The organism is Yersinia artesiana (genome assembly GCF_902726545.1).
Classification (GTDB): domain Bacteria; phylum Pseudomonadota; class Gammaproteobacteria; order Enterobacterales; family Enterobacteriaceae; genus Yersinia; species Yersinia artesiana.
On sequence record NZ_CACVAD010000001.1, the window covers coordinates 108,881 to 129,178 of the forward strand.

Consider the following 20,298-nt stretch of genomic DNA (forward strand, 5'->3'; position numbering starts at 1 on the left):
CCGCCCTGGCTTGATAGAAACTCGCAAATCAATGGCTACAGCAAAAAGAATGGCTACCAACCTGCTATTTTGGCACAGCCTGACTTAGAATAAATCTTCTTGGCCCGTAATCATCGCCAAATGCCGTTTTTTCAGCCAAAAGGTCCCAGTTTTTATGCTTTTTACCCTAAAAAAGTTTGTTGGCGGCTTATTAATGCCACTGCCCTTTCTGCTTATCGTTATGGGGTTGGCGCTAATTCTATTGTGGTTTACCCGCTGGCAAAAAAGTGGCAAAACGCTTTTCGCACTCAGTTGGCTGGTATTATTGCTGATTAGCCTGCAGCCAGTCGCCGATCGCCTATTATTGCCGCTGGAAAAACAATACGCCACCTATCAGGGGAACGACCCGGTAGATTACATTGTTGTCCTCGGTGGCGGCTACACGTTTAATCCGAATTGGCCGCCAAGTGCTAATTTATTCGCAAATAGTTTGCCGAGAGTAACGGAGGGGATCCGGCTATATCGCGCCCATCCCGACGCTAAAATGGTATTTACCGGTAGCGCTGGGCCGAACAGCCAAAGTAGTGCGAAAACAGCGGCACAGGTAGCGGAAAGTTTAGGGGTTCCGGCGGCAAATATTATTGTATTGGAACAACCGAAAGATACTGTTGAAGAAGCGGCAGCAGTGGCAACCCTGGTGGGTGATAAACCTTTTTTGTTGGTGACGTCAGCCAGTCATTTGCCCAGAGCGATAAAATTCTTTACCGCCAAGGGGCTGCATCCGATTCCTGCCCCGGCCAATCAATTAGCCATTACTACCCCATTACATAGCTGGGAGCGCACTATTCCAGCCGCCATCTATTTAGGTCACTCCGAGCGCGCCTGGTATGAGACATTGGGGCTATTGTGGCAAAAGTTAACGGGCAACAAAAATGATGAATAAAGCTATTCTAACCAGGGTAAAAGTTGCTGTGCCGCATTATCAAATAAAGCGCGATCCAGATTACCGGTATGAATAAAACGGGAAACCAGTTCCCAAAGAGTATAGAGCCAGCGCCGCGCCACAAAAGATTCAGAAACCGGCGCTTTGCTAAGGTAGCGATAAAATAGCTGACTTGGCATGCCATCTTCACTGAGGCGGAATAGATCATACTCGCGCGGTGCCCAGAGTATTGGGCCGGGATTGAGCATCGCCAACAATTGATCACTGCGGGGGTCTTTGAGCATACTGCGCAAAGTCAAATTGCCGTGAACCAGTACCGAACTGTCGTCAAAACCGGCGAAAAGTGCATTTAACGATGCCCGCGCACGATAAAGCACTGCGCGATCATCCAACGTCATTACCGGTGAATTCATATTCGACAGCGTGGCCCACAGCACTTCAACCCGTTGCTGATACCAACTAAACCAATCATTCTCTTGTGTGCTGTCAACATTGCCGACACAGCCATGACTATCGATCCGGTGCCAGGCTAATACACCTTCAACTATCTGATCCATCAACGCATTCCAACGCTCCCCTGTCCGAGTGGGCGCTTCTACCGAAACGCCACGTAGGCGCTCCATCAGCAAAATTTCTTTATAAGGGGATTGATGAGTCATGACTAAACCGTACACCGTCGGCAAGCGGATATCGCCTTCGCGCGCGAGCATTGACAATTTATAGGCCTCTTGCTGCGCAATCCCCTGACAGACATAACTCTTTGCCAACAATGGGATAGCCTGCCCCTGCTGATTATACATTGCATACAGGTGGGCATAGGGCTGTTCGCTGATGCGTTCAAGGCGGGTAATAGACTCCCCGAGCACGACACTCAACTCAGCTTTCAGCTGTTCCATAAGGCTTTGTCCGATTATCTGACGAAATAGATAATTCATAATGAGATGATGGGCTGAATATTTCCAGAATGCAGATCAAATAACATCCACAATAAAAATCAAACCAGCAGGAACGGAATAGAATGGGATAAAAAAGCAGGAATAATGACGCCAGACCCTATCAGTCTGGCGTAGGGATCTGAGCAATAATTACTTATTGAGCATAATGGCTCTAACTCTGTCTAAATCTTCTTGAGTATCAACGCCAACTGCCGGCACCGCTTTTGCTACAGCTACGTGAATTTTCTCACCGTACCACAACACGCGCAACTGCTCTAACAGCTCAATTTGCTCAAGTTGACTCGGTGCCCAATTAACGTAACGGCGCACAAAGCCGGCGCGATAAGCATAAATACCAATATGACGTAAGAAGCAATTACCAATGGTTTCTTTAGACTGCGCAAAGCGCTCTCTTTCCCACGGGATAGTTGCGCGCGAGAAATACAGCGCATAGCCTTGTGCATCCATCACCACTTTCACGGCATTAGGGTTAAAGGCTTCCTCACTGCTTTCAATCGGCACAGCCAATGTTGCCATGCCCGCACTGGAGGCAGCCAAATTATCTGCAACCTGGCGGATAATCATTGGTGGCACCAGTGGCTCATCCCCTTGCACATTGACGATAATGTCATCATCAGCAAAACCATAGCGTTCAATGACTTCAGCCAAGCGCTCGGTACCAGATTGATGATCGGCACGGGTCAGACACACTTCGCCGCCCGCCGCCTCAACCGCTTTCACCACTTCCGGATGGTCTGTTGCCACAATCACCCGAGAAGCACCTGACTCCAACGCTCGCTCCATCACATGTACCACCATCGGTTTGCCAGCGATATCCGCCAGTGGCTTACCTGGTAGACGGGTTGAAGCATAACGGGCGGGAATTATAGCAATGAAACTCATGCGTGTTTCTCATCAATTGACAGTGGACGGGCTTCATTTTCTAACAATACCGGGATGCCATCACGCACCGGGTAAGCCAGATTGTCAGCTTTGCATACCAATTCAAGGTTTTCTTTATTGAAGTACAACTTACCGTTGCAGACAGGACAGGCAACGATTTCGAGTAAACGGTGGTCCATACATCCTCCAAAATGGAGTTCAGCCAGCAGGAAAGTGGTCGAGGATACCATATCCGCCGATGCAGGTTAACTGCGTCGATACCATCACGTATATCAGGTATTGATAACAAAGAGTTATGTTAATCAATCTCAAGATAAGTAAATACAACCCACGGCCGGGATAATAAATGTTGGTTTTGTTATTGATATGTTGAATTTCGAGGAGTATTATTTTGTGACTGACATCACACAATTATGTACATCGAGTAAGAAATGAAAGTATTCCATAAAATCATTGCGCTGTTTGCTAACTTCAGCAACTAAACCGCAAAAAACAAATAGAAGCACCTGCAAAAAGGCCCGGCGGCAGAAAAAACTGTCGAACAGAGGCAAAAAAACTAACGGCTACCCTTGGGTAGCCGTTTGCTTAGAAAGCGATCACATCTGCTGCTGACGGCCCGTGAATACTACGATAAGTAGAGAATTCAACGTCCTGCCCTTCACTCAGTGATTTATTTTTGGTGTTGGCGATAGCCGTCTTGCTGACATATACATCCAAACTACCGTCGTGTGGTGAAATGAAACCGTAGCCTTCAGACTGATTGAACCATTTCACGCGACCCATTTTTAACGTCATAATAAATTTCCTTTTACTGGGCATCCTAACAACTCATTTTTATTTATTGTTTAGATGCAGTTGCCCATCCTAAAGTTTTCTGATTAAACCTCTATGAGCTTGATTATATGAAAAAACCCGCATAAGCGCGGGTTTTAGAATTTTGCTATCCGGAGAGATGATTAACACATCAGCATCATCAATTTCCAGAATCATTCAAACATTATATTTCTGTATTACAGAGCAACAACGTTTGCAGCAGCCGGCCCGCGCGGCTGTCTTGGATGGTATATTCAACACGCTGGCCTTCAGCCAAAGTCTTGAAACCATCAGTTGCGATTGCGGAGAAGTGAACAAATACATCTTTACCGCCATCATGCTGTTCAATAAAACCAAAACCTTTAGCTTCGTTGAACCACTTAACCTGACCAGTCTTCTTAGACATAATTCTTACCTTTACTATCAAATACAAATACTAATAAATCTGCCATAAGGCACTCGACGCCATTGGAATAGCGGGTCTGCAACAGGAACATTACTTATGGGAGTTACTTATCGGAGATACTAGAAGGTTCGTCTTTGAAGCGGCATCAAAAGATAACGTCTTGGGAGGAACTGCTTTACTTTACTCTCGTACACTCTTACACATAAATAGGTCTGTAATACAGGCCGGTGGCTATTTACTCACAAAACATATCTCCATGCAACTATTTTATCTGGGAATATGTTGCCAGCAACAGCATCAATGAGATGCCACGCATATAAAACCAATATTATCCGCGAGATCCACACAATTTTTCGAGATGAACCTAAAATAAAAACTGAACATCTACGTCACTATTTGGCAATTTTGCGCCTCAGCGGGCCAAAAGGAGCAACCTGATTATGATCCACCAAACATTTGTCCAACCCGACGAGATTCGCGCCAGATTCTCCAGTGCAATGTCGGATATGTATCAGGTTGAAGTTCCGTTATACGGGGCTTTATTGCAATTAGTCGCCGAAACGAATCGCCACACTATGGAGCAACAGCCAGAGCTGAGTCGCCATTTACGTCAAACCGGTGAAATTGAACGATTAAATCTGGAACGGCATGGCGCAATCCGGGTGGGAACTGCCGCCGAACTGGCCACCTTGCGCCGTTTGTTTACCGTTATGGGGATGTTTCCTGTTGGCTATTACGACCTGGCTCCCGCTGGGGTTCCCGTTCACTCTACAGCATTTCGTGCTGTGCATGAGGTGTCATTACAAGCCAGCCCATTCAGAATTTTTACTTCTTTATTGCGTTTGGAATTGATTGAACAACCGCAATTACGGCAACGGGCTGCGGATATTCTTGCTAAAAGAAACATTTTCACGCCACGCGCTATTGAATTGATTGTTAAGCATGAAACCGCCGGGGGGCTGACCAGCCAGGAGGCAGATGATTTTATTATTCAGTCACTGGAAACATTCCGCTGGCATAGCCAGGCGACTGTCAGTGCAGAGGTTTATCAGCAACTGCATGACCAGCATCGATTAATTGCCGATGTTGTGGCTTTTAAGGGGCCGCATATTAACCACTTGACCCCAAGGACACTGGATATAGACGCAGTACAAATTGCCATGCCACAGCACAATATTCCCCCTAAAGCAGTAATCGAAGGGCCACCTCCACGCCGTTGCCCAATACTGCTGCGACAAACCAGTTTCAAGGCCATGGAGGAAAAAGTTGCTTTCGTATCGCCTGATGGCAAAATTGTTCAAGGACATCATACTGCCCGTTTTGGTGAAATAGAGCAGCGCGGTACGGCACTGACGGCGAAAGGCCGTCATCTCTATGACCGTTTGCTGCAAGCAGCCCAAGATCAACTGCAAGTTCCGGCAAATGAGAACAATGCGGCACAATATATGGCTATTCTTAGCGAGCAGTTTAGCCAATTTCCGGATGATTACCCGACAATGCGGGCGGAGAAACTCGCTTTCTTCCGCTATTTCCCGACAGAAAAAAGCCTTAAAGCCTCAGTAGACCTAATACAAGGTTTAACCTTAGATGAGTTAATTGATGCCGGATTCATCCAATTCGAGCCGTTGGTTTATGAAGATTTTCTGCCAGTCAGTGCCGCCGGTATTTTCCAGTCAAATTTAGGCGATAAAGGGCAAAGTCATTTTACCGGGCACTCTAGCAAGCAGAATTTCCAACAGGCTTTGGGAGCTGAAGTTATCGATGAACTGCAATTATATGAAGAAACTCAGCAACGTTCGCTAATGGCATGCGCCGCAGCCCTGCAGCTCACATCCCTGAGTCTCTAACTGAGATTATGCAGAACGACGGGGTAGTGCCTGGATCTTCAGCAGTAATTGTTCAGCTTGATCAGAAGGTAACTGCGCATCTACCGGCAAATACCACCAGTTAGGCTGAGCAAAAGCCCGACACTTAACGGCATCTTTTTCGGTCATCAGCAAAATTTGTGGCCCGGAAGTCAGCGAACTCAGTTGGGCTAATGAATAATCCTGATGGTCAGCAAAAGCATATTCCTTTTTGGGTGTAATGCCGAGCAGGTTCAATGTGGCAAAAAAACGTGGGGGATGACCGATACCGGCCATGGCAACAACATGCTGTAGTTGCTGTGCCGGACAACGTTCTCCCGTCACCAAATTGACAGCTTCCCGTGCAACCAGTTGCATCGGTATCTCGCCAGTTGCAGCGATACCGCCATTGGTTATCACTGCATCAACTGAGCGCAAGCGCCCCGCTCGCTCACGCATCGGGCCAGCAGGTAGCCACCAGCCATTGCCAAAGCGGCGCACACCATCAATCACCACCAGCTCAAAATCTCGCTGTAATGCATAATGCTGTAAACCATCATCAGTGATAATGAAATCCAGATCATGAGATTTCAGTAATGCTTTGACTGCATCAGAGCGCTTTGGCGAGACAGCAACTGGGGCGCCGGTGCGCTGATAAATCAGAACTGGCTCATCGCCCGCTTGAGCCGTTGTGGTGCTGTTGGAGAGCAATAATGGATACACATCTGACTTGCCACCGTAACCCCGGGACACAACCCCAACGCGATAACCCCGCTGTTTAAGCTGTTCCACCAACCAAATAACGACCGGCGTTTTACCATTACCACCCGCAGTCAGATTCCCCACAATGATGACCGGCACAGGGGCGCGCCATGCTGAGCGCAGCCCCAGAGTATAACTGATGCGGATAAGCCAGGTGATGGCACCATATAGCCAGGACAGCGGCAACAGAAGCAAATACAGCCAAGACTTTCCCGACCAGATACGCTCAATCATTGGCCAAACTGCATACGGTTAAGCTGAGCATAAACACCCTTTTTCGCCAGTAATTCAGCATGCATGCCCCGTTCCACAATGCGCCCATCCTCAATGACCAGGATCTCATCAGCTTTCTCAATAGTTGATAAGCGGTGGGCGATGACCAATGAAGTTCGGTTTTTCTGCAACTCATCCAGTGCGGCCTGAATGGCCCGCTCAGATTCAGTATCCAGCGCAGAAGTGGCTTCATCCAAAATCAATATTGGGCAATCCCGTAAGAGTGCTCGCGCAATCGCAATACGCTGGCGCTGACCACCGGAGAGCATGACGCCATTTTCACCAATAACAGTGTCCAGGCCATTTTCCATTTTATTGATAAAGTCCATCGCATAGGCCATGCGAGCAGCTTCTTCAATTTCAGCGCGGCTGTACTGCTCATCACGGGCATAAGCAATATTATTAGCAACCGTATCATTGAACAGATGAACATTTTGCGACACCAATGCTACCTGGTTGCGTAATGCCCCTAATCGGTAATCACGTAAATCATGACCATCCAACAATATACTGCCCTCGCTGACATCATAGAAGCGGGTCATTAAATTGGCGATAGTTGACTTACCCGAGCCTGAGCGCCCCACCAATGCAACCGTTTTACCGGCTTCAATATGCATATTGATGTCATTCAGTGCTGGAGTATCTTTGCCCGGATAGTAGAACGTCACATGGCGGAATTCTATTTCGCCTTTAGCACGATCAACTTCCAGTTTGCCCTCGTCCTTTTCCTGCTCCATATCCAGAATGGTGAACAATGTCTGGCAAGCAGCCATCCCACGTTGGAATTGAGCATTCACATTGGTCAGTGACTTCAACGGGCGCATCAGCGCAATCATGGCTGAGAACACTACGGTAATAGTACCGGCGGTCAAGGTTTCCATCACACTTGGGAAACTTGCGGCATACAGTACAAATGCCAGAGCAAAAGAGGCAATCAACTGAATGATCGGGTCTGAAATGGAAGACGCCGAAACCAGTTTCATCCCTTGCTGGCGCATACGGTTACTCACCGCTTCAAAGCGCTCGGTTTCAACTTTTTGGCCGCCGAAGATCAAGACTTCTTTATGCCCTTTCAGCATTTGTTCTGCACTGGTGGTAACTTCCCCCATGGTGCTTTGCATATTTTTGCTGATATTACGAAAACGCTTAGAAACCAGGCGAATAGAAACTGACACGATTGGCGCAATGACGATTAAAATCAGCGACAACTGCCAACTGTAATAAAACATCATAATAAACAAACCGATAATCGAGGCCCCTTCCCGCACCACTGTAACCAGTGCGCCAGAAGAAGATGCGGCTACCTGCTCGGAGTCATAAGTAATACGCGATAACAGCGTACCGGTTGATTGCTGGTCAAAAAACGAGACCGGCATCCCCATCATATGGCTGAATAAGCGGCGACGGATATGCATCACCACTTTGCCAGAGACCCATGAGATGCAGTAGCTGGAAACAAAACCGGTTACGCCGCGAACCACCATCAAGCCAATAACGGCGAGAGGCATCCATTTTAATATTGAGCTGTTAGCCTTACCAAAACCATCGTCGAGCAAGGGTTTCAGTAACGACAACATAAAGGTGTCACTGGCAGCATTAAGAATTAATGCTATTGCCGCAACAACAAGTCCGGTCTTATAAGGAGAGATCAATGGCCAGAGGCGACGAAACGTCTGCCAGGTGGATAGATCTTTATCATTCATCATGCAAATACCAGCACCAGAAGAAATAGCGGCCCATTCTACTCATTATGGCCTCCAACGCCAAATTGCTGGTGATACCAGCGAGGTATTAATTGTTCCCTATAACCATTAATTTGCCAACTATCGCTGTAAAAATGAACACTTAGTTGCCCAGACACCGATGTGTCACGCCAGATAATGTTATTTTTTTGATAGCGTTGTATCACTTTTCTCGCCGGGAGGCGCCATTGGTTATAGCGTGCAACAGAAGCAAAAGCCACTTCCGGCTTCACCGCTCGCAGAAAAGGTGCCGTTGAAGATGTATTGCTCCCATGATGAGGAACTTGTAGCAATGTCGAGGCTAATTTAGCTCGCGAATCTTTAATCAATGCTCTTTCACCCCGCCTCTCAAGATCACCAGTCAATAATAAACTGTGTTTTCCATCATCAATACGGATAACACACGAATCATCATTCTGAGCATTAATCATCTGCTCACGAGGCCATAAAACTTCGAAATTCAAGCCTTGCCATTGCCATACCAAGCCTTGCTTACAAGGCAAAGCATTTGGCGCGTATTTTAAGGGAAAAGGAGCACGAACCGTAGCCATAGGAAAAGCGGCCTGAATTTCAGCTAACCCACCGGTATGATCCTGATGATCATGACTGAGAATAATTTGCTCAATCGTGATGCCCCGCCAGCGTAGATAAGGCAAAATCACCCTGGACGCCATGCTACCAGTATCCCAGCGATTACCAGTATCAAAGATAATGGCCTTCCCCCCTCGTTCAATTACCACCGCCAGACCATGGCCGATATCCAGCATATCAACACGCCACTGACATTCATCACGACGCTGAATGAATAAGGCCAAATTCACACAAAGCACCATGACTCCGATGGAGTAGTTACGCCACCATGCAAAACGCCAGATAAGCATGGTCAGCCAGCCACCAAATCCAATAATAATTGATGTCGAGCCAGTATATAGCCAGCCCATTCTCATCGGGTGCAGAAGCAAAAGTACCGCAGCTAACGATATATCAGCCAACGACCAGAATATCCCGGCAACCGAGGGAAATAGAGCAAAAACCAGTGCCAATAAGACACAAGGGACAGTGATTAGGGAGACAAGAGGCACTGCCCACAGGTTTGCAGGTATCGAAAGTAAGCTAATGCCATGAAACAAAACGATTTGCAGTGGCATCAACAGCAGCATCATGCCTAATTGTAAATGAAGTCCACGAATAGCCAGCCCCTGCCAACCCGTTTTAAAACGCGGGGCAAGTGGAACCCAGTAAAACCAGCATATCAAACTGAATACAGCTAAACAGGAGAGCCAGAAGCTGTCCGAAAGTATCGCGAGAGGCTCACTAAGCAAAATGAGTGCTAATGCCCATAACCATATTTGCCATGCACTACAGGAGACACTAAAAAGTCTCAGCAGCAGCCATAGTGTTAATGCCATCACCGCTCTTACCGCTGGTGGATTCGCCCCCGCTAACCAAGTGTAGATGAGTGCAACAAGCCAACTGGTAACCAGCGGAAACAAAGGCCCGACACGACTGGCAGGAAGCAAAGACTGAACCGCTCGTGCCAATACTCCACCAAATAACGCCGCCATCGCAATGTGTAAACCTGAAATTGCCATCAGGTGAGCCGTGCCGGTATCGCGCAACAGCGTCCAATACTGAGGATCCAGTTGGCTTCTTTCACCAAAAGCCAATGCCAGCAAGATCTGCCGCTGTCTGTAAGGCTCAAGTTGCTGTTCAACAACACGGATAGTTTGCTGGCGAGCGTTACAGGACTCATTGAGTAACTCAGCCCGAATGATTCGCCCCTGTAATGGGCGGCGGTTTGCTATCGCCCAGCGCTGGCTATCAAAGCCACCTTCATTGAGTAAACTATGTACCCCTCGCATTCGTAACCAAAGCTTCCATTGCTGCCCGGCGCAGTAATTTAGGCCCTTTTGCCATGTTACAGTAACCTTTATCGCTGAGAACACCCTCTTCCCATTGACCTGTTGAATATCTAATAGAACCTTATTACCTTCTGCCCATGTCAAATGTGAGGTATTTATTGTGGCGACGACTTGCTGCTCTCTCTGAGTCAGTTGATCAATCTGCATCAACAGGTTATCACCCTGCCAGCATCCCCATACAAAGCTCAACAAAGCCAACGTCAGCCACTGACAATAAGCATTGCCGCTAACCCATAGCAGTGCCCCCAATATCAGTAATATGCTAATAATCCTAACGCCAGGCAACTGAGGTAGCACAGTAAGGGGCAGAAGCCCGGCAATAATAGCGAGTGCTGCATGATCAATTGATAAAGTGATAAACAACCGTCCATTTTATAACGCTCGAATAGCCTCATTGCCATCCGTTCACCTTATGGGTAACAAGCTGATTTTCGCTATGTAAGGGCTATAGTGCCAGTATCAATGACAGGAGTTCCGTGCAGGCTCGCTAACAGTTTTAGCGTGTTGCAGAATCGGCAGAAGAAATGCGGGATGTATCTAAAATAAGTGGGAATGTGCGGGAGAGTATTGTGAAGATCGTTATTTTACGACGAGTAAATCAAATGGAATACAGAGCGAAACACCAATAAAAACGGCGCCCTTAGGAGGCACCGTTTCGATCAGCTTTACATAATAACGCGATTAGTTGAAAACAACTTAACCGTAGATATTCGCGCGATCACGTAACTCTTTACCTGGCTTAAAGTGCGGAACGTACTTACCTTCCAACTCAACTTTAGCGCCGGTCTTTGGATTACGGCCAACACGCGGAGCACGGTAGTGAAGAGAAAAACTGCCAAATCCGCGGATCTCAATGCGCTCACCTTCAGCTAGTGTTCCAGCCATATGTTCAAGCATTTCTTTCACTGCATCCTCAACGACCTTAGTCGGTACGTGAGATTGCTGGCCAGCAAGTCTTTCAATAAGTTCAGACTTGGTCATATTACCTCCAAGCTTTGCAGCTAAACTACCGTATAGGGGCGGGCAAAACCGCCCCCGTTATTATTACTCGCCTTTCGCAGCTTTGAACGCTTCTGCCATTGCGCTAGAGAAGTTGCCTTCTTCTGGCTTGTTGTTAACTGTAGCAATAGCATCTTTCTCATCAGCTTCGTCTTTAGCACGAACAGACAGGCTGATTACGCGGTTTTTGCGGTCAACACCAGTGTATTTGGCTTCAACTTCATCACCGACGTTCAGAACCAGCGTCGCATCTTCAACGCGGTCGCGAGTTGCTTCGGAAGCACGCAGATAACCTTCTACGCCGCCTGCCAATTCAACTGTAGCACCTTTAGCGTCAACTGCAGTTACTTTACCAGTAACAATAGCACCTTTCTTGTTAACAGACAGGTAGTTATTGAACGGGTCTTCTGCAAGTTGTTTCACGCCCAGGGAGATACGCTCACGTTCTGCGTCAACTTGCAGAACCACAGCTGCGATTTCGTCGCCTTTCTTGTATTCACGAACTGCTTCTTCGCCTGCAACGTTCCAGGAGATGTCAGACAGGTGAACCAGGCCGTCGATGCCGCCGTCCAGGCCGATGAAGATACCGAAGTCAGTGATAGACTTGATTTTACCTTCAACGCGGTCGTTTTTGTTGTGGGTTTCTGCAAACAGCTGCCATGGGTTAGATTTGCACTGTTTCAGGCCCAGAGAAATACGACGACGTTCTTCATCGATGTCCAGAACCATAACTTCCACTACGTCGCCAACGTTAACAACTTTAGACGGGTGAATGTTTTTGTTGGTCCAATCCATTTCTGAAACGTGTACCAGACCTTCAACGCCTTCTTCGATTTCTACGAAGCAGCCGTAATCAGTCAGGTTAGTTACACGACCAGTCAGCTTGGTGCTTTCTGGGTAACGTTTAGCGATAGCAACCCATGGATCTTCGCCCAGCTGTTTCAAGCCAAGGGATACACGAGTACGTTCGCGGTCGAATTTCAGAACTTTAACAGTGATTTCGTCGCCCACATTGACGATTTCGCTTGGGTGTTTAACACGTTTCCAAGCCATGTCAGTAATGTGCAGCAAGCCATCAACGCCACCCAGATCAACGAATGCACCATAGTCAGTCAGGTTCTTAACGATACCCTTAACTTCCATGCCTTCTTGCAGGTTTTCCAGCAATTGATCACGCTCAGCGCTGTTCTCAGATTCGATAACTGCACGACGAGAAACAACGACGTTGTTGCGTTTCTGATCCAGCTTGATGACTTTGAACTCAAGCTCTTTGCCTTCCAGATGCAGAGTATCGCGAACTGGGCGCACATCAACCAGTGAACCAGGCAGGAACGCACGGATGCCGTTCAGTTCGACTGTAAAGCCGCCCTTCACTTTGCCGTTGATCACACCAGTAACGGTTGCAGCTTCTTCGTAAGCCTTTTCCAGCATCAGCCATGCTTCGTGACGCTTAGCTTTCTCACGGGACAGCAGAGTTTCACCGAAGCCGTCTTCAACAGCGTCCAGTGCAACGTCAACTTCGTCGCCGACTTGAATTTCCAGTTCGCCTTGCGCGTTCTTGAACTGTTCTGCTGGAATTGCTGACTCAGATTTCAGACCGGCGTCAACCAGTACGATATCTTTATCGATAGAAACAACAACACCACGGACGATAGAGCCCGGACGTGTTTCAATTGTTTTCAGGGATTCTTCAAAGAGTTGAGCAAAAGATTCTGTCATGTTTATAATCTTCAGGATTCTTAAGTTTAACGTCCATCTAGCATCCCGCCGGATGGGGTTGTTTCACATGCCTCGCCACACATCCTTGCAGCAAGGTTAAAGTGCTCATCAAAAATAATTTTATTTAAAAAATAAATCGTTGAGAGCTCAGAACTGACCGCATTGTCGTTATTTTTTTAACGGCAACGCCAGAATTCGTTGGGCATAAGCCAGCGCCTGTTCGATCACCTGCTCGATGGACATACTGGTTGAATCCAGTACCAACGCATCTGTAGCAGGGACTAAAGGTGCAATAGCCCGATTACGATCGCGATCATCTCGCTCCTGTATCTCGGACAAAAGACGTTCAAAGTTAACATTAAACCCCTTTTCCTGCAACTGTAGCATACGTCTGTGTGCACGTTCTTGCGAACTTGCATCAAGAAATATTTTCACCGGCGCGTCTGGAAACACCACGGTTCCCATGTCGCGGCCATCAGCAATCAGGCCGGGCGGTTCACGGAAAGCTCGCTGACGGCGCAATAGTGCTTCACGCACCCGAGGAAACGCTGCCGCCTGAGATGCCGTATTCCCCACAGTTTCGGTGCGGATCTCATTACTGACGTCCTCACCTTCTAAAATCACTTTTAACTGCCCATTCTGTGAGACAAAACGAACATCGAGATGTGCGGCAAGTGGAACTAATGCCTCTTCGGTGCTGATATCAACCTGATGATGCAGCGCTGCTAAAGCTAAAACACGGTAAATCGCACCAGAATCCAGCAAACGCCAGTCCAACGATTCAGCCAATGCTTTGCAAAGCGTACCTTTACCTGCACCACTTGGTCCATCAACGGTTATCACCGGGGCTAACGCCGTCATTTATCTCTCCTTTCGGTAGGCAAAACCTCTTGTCTACCCGGCAGGGCAAACACAGGAGCAGTATTATACGCTGCATCGGAGTGAACTGTTACCCTGCGGTGTTTAGTTGCTGAAAATAAAACCATAGGCGGTAGCAGAAGTGTAGAAGAGATAGGGCAGCTCGTGAGGAAATATTTATTTTCTGGCAGATGTAATTCATCAAAAATGGGTGCCGAGCGACACCCATTTTAAGCTGATGATTAGGCCATCTGGCTCAATCGGGCCAGTTGTTCAAAGTAGTCAGGGAATGTTTTCGCGGTACATTTCGGGTCAAGGATAGTGACCGGCGTGTCAGATAAAGCCACCAGCGAGAAACACATCGCCATGCGGTGGTCATTATAAGTCCCTATTTCGGCTGCGATTAGCTGCGCAGGTGGTACCACCCGAATGTAGTCTTGCCCCTCTTCCACTTCCGCGCCCACTTTTCTCAACTCTGTCGCCATCGCGGATAAGCGGTCGGTTTCCTTCACTCGCCAGTTATAGATATTACGAATAACTGTCGGGCCGTCGGCAAACAGTGCGGTGGTAGCAATGGTCATCGCGGCATCAGGAATATGGTTCATATCCATATCGATACCCTGTAATTCACCACGGCTGCACTCGATATAATCATCACCCCAACTGATTTTAGCGCCCATTTTCTCCAAAACATCCGCAAACTTGGTATCGCCCTGCACACTTTTTTTACCAATACCAGTTACACGTACTGTTCCGCCTTTGATAGCCGCAGCGGCGAGGAAATAAGAGGCAGAAGACGCATCACCTTCAACCAGATAGGTACCTGGTGAGTGGTAAGCCTGCCCGCCTTTAATATGAAAAATCTGATAATTTTCATGAACGACATCCACACCGAAGGCTTTCATCAGATGCAACGTAATGTCGATATAAGGCTTAGACACCAACTCCCCTTGGATATGAATTTCAGTATCTTGTTCAGCTAAGGGAGCTGCCATCAAAAGTGCCGTGAGGAATTGGCTGGAAACACTGCCGTCTACGGTTAGTTTACCGCCACGAAAGCCCCCGCGTATGCGCAACGGCGGGTAGTTTTCTTGCTCCAGATAATCAATCTGTGCTCCGCCCTGGCGCAATGCATCAACCAAATGACCAATTGGCCGCTCTTTCATACGCGGTTCGCCGGTTAATACAATGTCATTTTTCCCCAGGCATAGTGCCGCAGCCAGTGGGCGCATGGCCGTGCCCGCATTACCCAAAAACAGTTCTAATGGCTGCTCTGCAACCAACTTACCGCCCAATCCATCAACCTCACAGCGGGTACGATCAGCAGAAAGACGGTATTTCACCCCCAATGCCTGTAGTGCATTGAGCATATGGCGAATATCATCACTGTCTAACAAGTTATTCAGCTGGGTTGTCCCCTCGGCCAGCGCTGCCAGAAGAAGTGCACGGTTAGAAACACTTTTAGAGCCGGGTAAATTAACGGTGCCATTAATCAGGGCAATGGGGTGTAAAGTCAGGGATTCCAGCATGGGAAAAGCACTCTCCAGTCTTTTATGAGCAACAGCCCCGCACAGGACGGGGCTGTTGTTATTCCAAATAAATACATTTAAATCATAATGATAAACAAAGCTGAGCAGACGAGCGTCTGTTCAGAGCAATCAACCGTGGCGGTGCTCAAAGTCAGCCATAAAATCAGTTAATGCTTTTACGCCTTCAATTGGCATCGCGTTATAGATAGAGGCACGCATACCTCCAGCAACACGGTGGCCTTTTAAAGCTTGTAAACCTTGGGCCTCTGCTTCACTCAAGAACAATTTGTCCAGCGAAGGATCAATCATTTGGAACGGCACATTCATCCAGGAACGATTCACGGTCGCGATCTGATTGCGATAGAAATCAGAGCTGTCGATAGCGTGATACAGTAATGCAGCTTTCGCCTGATTACGTTTTTCCATTTCGCCTAAACCACCCTGTTCTTTCAGCCATTTAAATACCAGGCCGGACAGATACCAGGCGAAAGTTGGCGGCGTGTTGAACATAGAGCCGTTCTCTGCCAAAACCTTATAATCAAGGATAGCTGGCAACTCAGTGCGCGCTTTACCAAGCAAATCTTCGCGCACGATCACCACTGTCAGACCAGCTGGACCGATATTCTTTTGGGCACCGGCATAAATGACACCATAGCGGCTGACATCAATCGGGCGAGAGAGAATGGATGAGGAGTAATCGGCAACCACAACTTTGTTACCAAAGTCAGGTTCTTCATTGATAGCCAGCCCGTCAATGGTTTCATTCGGGCAATAATGCACATAGGCGGCATTATCGCTCAATTTCCATTGTTTCATCGGAGCAATGCCTGTCACGCCGTTATCATGCGTCTTCACATCAATCACATTCGGCGTGCAATATTTCTGAGCTTCTTTGACCGCACTGTGCGCCCAATAGCCACCGTCGATGTAATCAGCGCTGCGGCTGTCACCCAGTAAATTCAGTGGCACTGCGGCAAACTGCGCACGTGCTCCGCCATGACAAAATAACACTTTATAATTGGCGGGGATCTGCATCAGATCGCGCAGATCTTTTTCTGCTTCTTCAGCTACCTGCATAAATTCTTTACTGCGATGGCTGATCTCCATGACCGACGTACCCAGACCATGCCAGTTACGTAATTCCTGCTCCGCACGACGTAAAACTTCGACCGGCAGCATTGCAGGCCCTGCGCTAAAATTATAAACCTGTGTCATTTCCCCTCACCACACTCAACTGAGATTGCCATCGTTATAAATCCTCACTCGGTTTTATCATTCGACTCCGCTTGCTGCAACGGTTATTCACTTGAGGGGGAAAAACTGTGGGTGCTTGAATGAGACGGAGACCGAAGCCTCCGTCAAAGATTGGATCTATCAATAGGCGTGGAACAATTTTTGAATTTCTTGTGGTTTTTGCGTTTGGGTTAATGCCAATTGCAGCAGTACCCGTGCTTTTTGTGGATTAAGTGAGCCAGAAGCAACAAAACCATATTGGGTATCATCAACTTCAGCATCTTCGGTGGTAGAGCCAGTGGGGACGCGGGATGAACGCACGACTGCGACGCCATTGTGTGCCGCGGTTGCCAGTGTATCAAATACCGTTTTATACAGGTTGCCATTACCCACACCGGCGCTGACAATCCCTTTATAACCATCGTCAATCAATGCCTTAGCGGGTAAGTCAGAGGCATTGGCATAGTTATAAATAATGCCCACTTTCGGTAATTCATTGAGCTTGCTGATATCAAAGGCAGGCTGGCGTGGCGCTGGCTGATGAAGATAATTCACTTTACCATCATAGATATAGCCCAATGGCCCAGTATTAGGTGACTGGAAGGTTTGCACCGAGGTAGTGTTGGTTTTCATGACATCACGGCCGGTTAATACCGTATCATTCATCGCCACCAGCACACCGCGTTTAGCAGAGTTAGGGTCACTGGCAACCACCACGGCGTTGTAAAGATTCAGCGGGCCGTCAGCACCCAGTGCCGTGGCCGGGCGCATGGCCCCAACCATCACCACGGGCTTATCACAATTGACCGTTAAATCGAGGAAATAGGCAGTTTCCTCCAATGTATCAGTCCCATGAGTAATCACGAATCCGTCAGTTTTGGCGCAATCAGCATTAATTTTTTTCGCCAATTTCAGCCAAACTTCATCATTCATATCCTGAGAACCGATATTAACCACTTGCTCACCCTGAATATTGGCGAGTTTTTTCATTTCTGGCACGGCGTTAACCAGAGCATCGACCCCCAGTTTGCCCGCAGTATAGTTAGATTTAGTGGCTGAATCACCGCCACCGGCGATAGTTCCCCCGGTCGCCAATAAAGTAATATTGGGCAGAGCAAAGGCCGAACCGCTGATCCCTGCTAAGATTCCGGCTAAGACAGTTAGCTTTATAGATTTCATATTATGACTCCATCATTTATAAGCTAGTGAATTATCCGGAATATCCACACTAAAACTGTGACATTTACTGTGCTTTAGGAATACATGGAGCTATTAACTAAAAACCCGTATGATTGCGCGTTTTTAGTACCGCCAAAAAGTGAAGACCATGACCCAAACCTTTATTCCCGGCAAAGACGCCGCGCTGGAAGACTCCATCTCCCGCTTTCAGCAAAAACTGAGCGACCTCGGTTTTAATATTGAAGAAGCCTCCTGGCTGAACCCAGTTCCTCACGTTTGGTCGGTACATATCCGCGATCGTGACTGCCCGCTGTGCTTTACCAACGGTAAAGGTGCCAGCAAGAAAGCCGCACTGGCGTCGGCCTTGGGTGAATATTTCGAGCGTTTATCCACTAACTATTTTTTTGCCGACTTCTATCTGGGCAAAGCAATAGCTGAGAGTGATTTCGTTCACTACCCAAATGAGAAATGGTTCCCCATTCCTGAAGATGATTTGTTGCCGGAAGGTATTCTGGATGAGCGCTTGCTGGCGTTTTACGATCCAGAAAACGAACTGGTCGCCAGTGACCTGGTGGATTTGCAGTCAGGGAATGCGGCGCGCGGTATTTGTTCTCTGCCATTCACCCGCCAGTCAGATTTAGAAACCGTCTATATTCCAATGAATATTATCGGCAATCTGTATGTTTCAAACGGCATGTCTGCGGGTAATACCGCCAATGAAGCTCGCGTACAGGCATTGTCCGAAGTGTTTGAACGTTCAGTGAAAAATCGTATTATTGCGGAATCTATCAGCTTGCCGGAAATCCCGGCCGAGGTGTTAAACCGCTATCCGGGCGTGGTAGAAGCTATCGCAAAACTGGAAGAGGAAGGTTTCCCGATCCTGTCATACGATGCCTCTTTAGGTGGCAAATACCCGGTAATTTGTGTGGTGTTGTTTAACCCGTCAAACGGAACATGTTTTGCTTCATTCGGCGCACATCCCGACTTCGGCGTAGCCCTTGAGCGTACCGTCACTGAGCTGTTGCAAGGCCGTAGCCTCAAAGACTTAGATGTATTCACCGCGCCAACCTTTGATGATGAAGAAGTCGCCGAACATACCAATCTGGAAACACACTTTATCGATTCAAGCGGTTTAATCAGCTGGGATATGTTTAAACAAGAAGCTGATTATCCCTTCGTGGATTGGAGCTTTAAAGGCACGACAGAAGAAGAATTTGCCACCTTAATGGCTATCTTCAAGCAAGAAGACGCCGAAGTGTACATCGCCGATTATGAACACTTAGGAGTGTATGCTTGCCGAATTTTGGTGCCGGGGATGTCTGATATTTATCCAGCTGAAGATCTGCTGATGGCGAACAACACCATGGGCGTGCACCTGCGTGATACCTTGCTGGCGCTGCCAGACAGTGATTGGCAACCAGAGCAGTATCTGGAACTCATTCAGACTCTGGATGATGAAGGGTTGGATGATTTCGCCCGCGTCCGCGAGCTGCTGGGTATTGCCTCTGGTAAAGATAACGGCTGGTATACACTGCGGGTGGGTGAGTTGAAATCTATGCTGGCGCTGGCTGGCGGTGATTTGGAGCAAGCACTGATTTGGGTGGAATGGACGCAAGATTTCAACTCTTCGGTCTTTACCGCAAAACAGGCAAACTACTATCGTTGCCTACAAACTCTGTTGCTGTTGACCCAAGAGCCAGACCGCGACCCAGCGCAATATTACAATGCATTCGTGAAGATGTATGGTCAGGAAGCTGTAGAGGCTGCATCCGCAGCCATCGCCGGTGAAGAGCGCTTCAATGGCCTGTTCAGTGTGGATGAAGATCTCAAAGCCCTGCCAGCACACCAAGCGCTGCTGGGTGCTTACGCTAAATTGCAGGCGGCGAAACGCCGTTATTGGGCAAAAAGCGAGTAACTCCTCGGCCCTATAGATTTCAGTTAATTATCTGTCGGAGCTGATAAAGTCAATTGAAGGGGAATCGTGCCGTTGGGGTCGTAGCGACGTAAGTCGCCGGAGCGCCCCTAGGTGCGGTAAACCCTTCACTCACTGAACTATCAGCAACTTTGTCATTAACCTCAAGCGGCATTGCGCCGCTTTTGTATCGCAAATTTTTCAGCTATTAATTTCTGCAATTATTCCTAACCAAAATAAATACCAATGACACCAGCCAACAATTGTTTTTGTCATAAAAAAACGTTATTTTTTGACGCCGCTCTAGGGTAAAACAGCACCTTTAAACAAACATTATTTGCCAATCA

At 47.8% G+C, this 20,298-nt stretch carries 16 protein-coding genes and 1 pseudogene; 3 read left to right on the top strand and 14 right to left on the bottom strand.

All coding sequences use genetic code 11. The features are described from left to right. Nucleotides 1–154: 154 nt before the first annotated feature. A complete protein-coding gene (gene elyC, locus HU019_RS00485) occupies nt 155–922 on the top strand; it encodes an envelope biogenesis factor ElyC (RefSeq protein WP_174847074.1) in 768 nt (255 codons plus the stop codon). A gap of 2 nt (nt 923–924) precedes the next feature. Here elyC and HU019_RS00490 read toward each other — a convergent pair whose 3' ends face one another. From HU019_RS00490 to cspE, 5 genes and pseudogenes are all read right to left on the bottom strand, one after another. Next, complete coding sequence (locus tag HU019_RS00490) at nt 925–1,818, bottom strand: YcbJ family phosphotransferase (protein WP_174847073.1); 894 nt, start codon at nt 1,816–1,818, stop codon at nt 925–927. Between the two features lie 189 nt (nt 1,819–2,007). After that, nucleotides 2,008–2,760: a 3-deoxy-manno-octulosonate cytidylyltransferase gene (gene kdsB / locus HU019_RS00495; protein WP_174847072.1), complete on the bottom strand. Its 753-nt coding sequence runs from the start codon at nt 2,758–2,760 to the stop codon at nt 2,008–2,010. Further along, on the bottom strand, nt 2,757–2,939 hold the full coding sequence (locus tag HU019_RS00500) for a Trm112 family protein (protein ID WP_004700032.1): 183 nt from the start codon (nt 2,937–2,939) through the stop codon (nt 2,757–2,759). The genes kdsB and HU019_RS00500 overlap by 4 nt, the downstream gene beginning before the upstream one ends. A gap of 406 nt (nt 2,940–3,345) precedes the next feature. Beyond that, nucleotides 3,346–3,555 carry a cold-shock protein gene (locus HU019_RS00505; protein ID WP_005159937.1) on the bottom strand — a complete coding sequence of 70 codons (210 nt, stop codon included), beginning with the start codon at nt 3,553–3,555 and terminating at the stop codon, nt 3,346–3,348. Nucleotides 3,556–3,770: 215 nt separating this feature from the next. Further along, nucleotides 3,771–3,979, bottom strand: a pseudogene (gene cspE / locus HU019_RS00510) (transcription antiterminator/RNA stability regulator CspE). 440 nt (nt 3,980–4,419) lie between these two features. Here cspE and hglS point away from each other — a divergent pair. Beyond that, the gene (hglS, locus tag HU019_RS00515) at nt 4,420–5,826 is read left to right on the top strand and encodes a 2-oxoadipate dioxygenase/decarboxylase HglS (RefSeq protein ID WP_174847070.1); all 1,407 of its coding nucleotides are present in this window, start codon (nt 4,420–4,422) and stop codon (nt 5,824–5,826) included. A 6-nt stretch (nt 5,827–5,832) separates the two neighbouring features. Here hglS and lpxK read toward each other — a convergent pair whose 3' ends face one another. The 9 genes from lpxK to ansB form a co-directional block, all read right to left on the bottom strand. Next, nucleotides 5,833–6,819, bottom strand: a complete 987-nt coding sequence (gene lpxK / locus HU019_RS00520) for a tetraacyldisaccharide 4'-kinase (protein WP_174847069.1) — start codon at nt 6,817–6,819, stop codon at nt 5,833–5,835. After that, nucleotides 6,816–8,564 carry a lipid A ABC transporter ATP-binding protein/permease MsbA gene (gene msbA, locus HU019_RS00525; protein WP_019079875.1) on the bottom strand — a complete coding sequence of 583 codons (1,749 nt, stop codon included), beginning with the start codon at nt 8,562–8,564 and terminating at the stop codon, nt 6,816–6,818. Before msbA ends, lpxK begins: the two co-directional genes overlap by 4 nt. A gap of 35 nt (nt 8,565–8,599) precedes the next feature. Next, entirely contained in the window at nt 8,600–10,885 is a 2,286-nt protein-coding gene (locus HU019_RS00530; protein WP_174847068.1) for a ComEC family protein, read from the bottom strand. A gap of 333 nt (nt 10,886–11,218) precedes the next feature. Then, on the bottom strand, nt 11,219–11,503 hold the full coding sequence (ihfB, locus tag HU019_RS00535) for an integration host factor subunit beta (RefSeq protein WP_005159907.1): 285 nt from the start codon (nt 11,501–11,503) through the stop codon (nt 11,219–11,221). 63 nt (nt 11,504–11,566) lie between these two features. Continuing rightward, complete coding sequence (rpsA, locus tag HU019_RS00540) at nt 11,567–13,240, bottom strand: 30S ribosomal protein S1 (protein ID WP_004391091.1); 1,674 nt, start codon at nt 13,238–13,240, stop codon at nt 11,567–11,569. Nucleotides 13,241–13,408: 168 nt separating this feature from the next. After that, entirely contained in the window at nt 13,409–14,101 is a 693-nt protein-coding gene (gene cmk / locus HU019_RS00545) for a (d)CMP kinase (protein WP_174847067.1), read from the bottom strand. 239 nt (nt 14,102–14,340) lie between these two features. Next, nucleotides 14,341–15,627: a 3-phosphoshikimate 1-carboxyvinyltransferase gene (aroA, locus tag HU019_RS00550; protein ID WP_174847066.1), complete on the bottom strand. Its 1,287-nt coding sequence runs from the start codon at nt 15,625–15,627 to the stop codon at nt 14,341–14,343. Between the two features lie 129 nt (nt 15,628–15,756). Continuing rightward, nucleotides 15,757–16,842, bottom strand: coding sequence for a 3-phosphoserine/phosphohydroxythreonine transaminase (serC, locus tag HU019_RS00555; protein ID WP_174847065.1), 1,086 nt, complete (start codon nt 16,840–16,842; stop codon nt 15,757–15,759). 159 nt (nt 16,843–17,001) lie between these two features. Then, nucleotides 17,002–18,039 carry an L-asparaginase 2 gene (gene ansB / locus HU019_RS00560; RefSeq protein ID WP_174847064.1) on the bottom strand — a complete coding sequence of 346 codons (1,038 nt, stop codon included), beginning with the start codon at nt 18,037–18,039 and terminating at the stop codon, nt 17,002–17,004. A gap of 148 nt (nt 18,040–18,187) precedes the next feature. Here ansB and ycaO point away from each other — a divergent pair, with 148 nt between their 5' ends. Continuing rightward, the gene (ycaO, locus tag HU019_RS00565) at nt 18,188–19,954 is read left to right on the top strand and encodes a 30S ribosomal protein S12 methylthiotransferase accessory factor YcaO (RefSeq protein WP_174847063.1); all 1,767 of its coding nucleotides are present in this window, start codon (nt 18,188–18,190) and stop codon (nt 19,952–19,954) included. Nucleotides 19,955–20,298 lie beyond the last annotated feature (344 nt).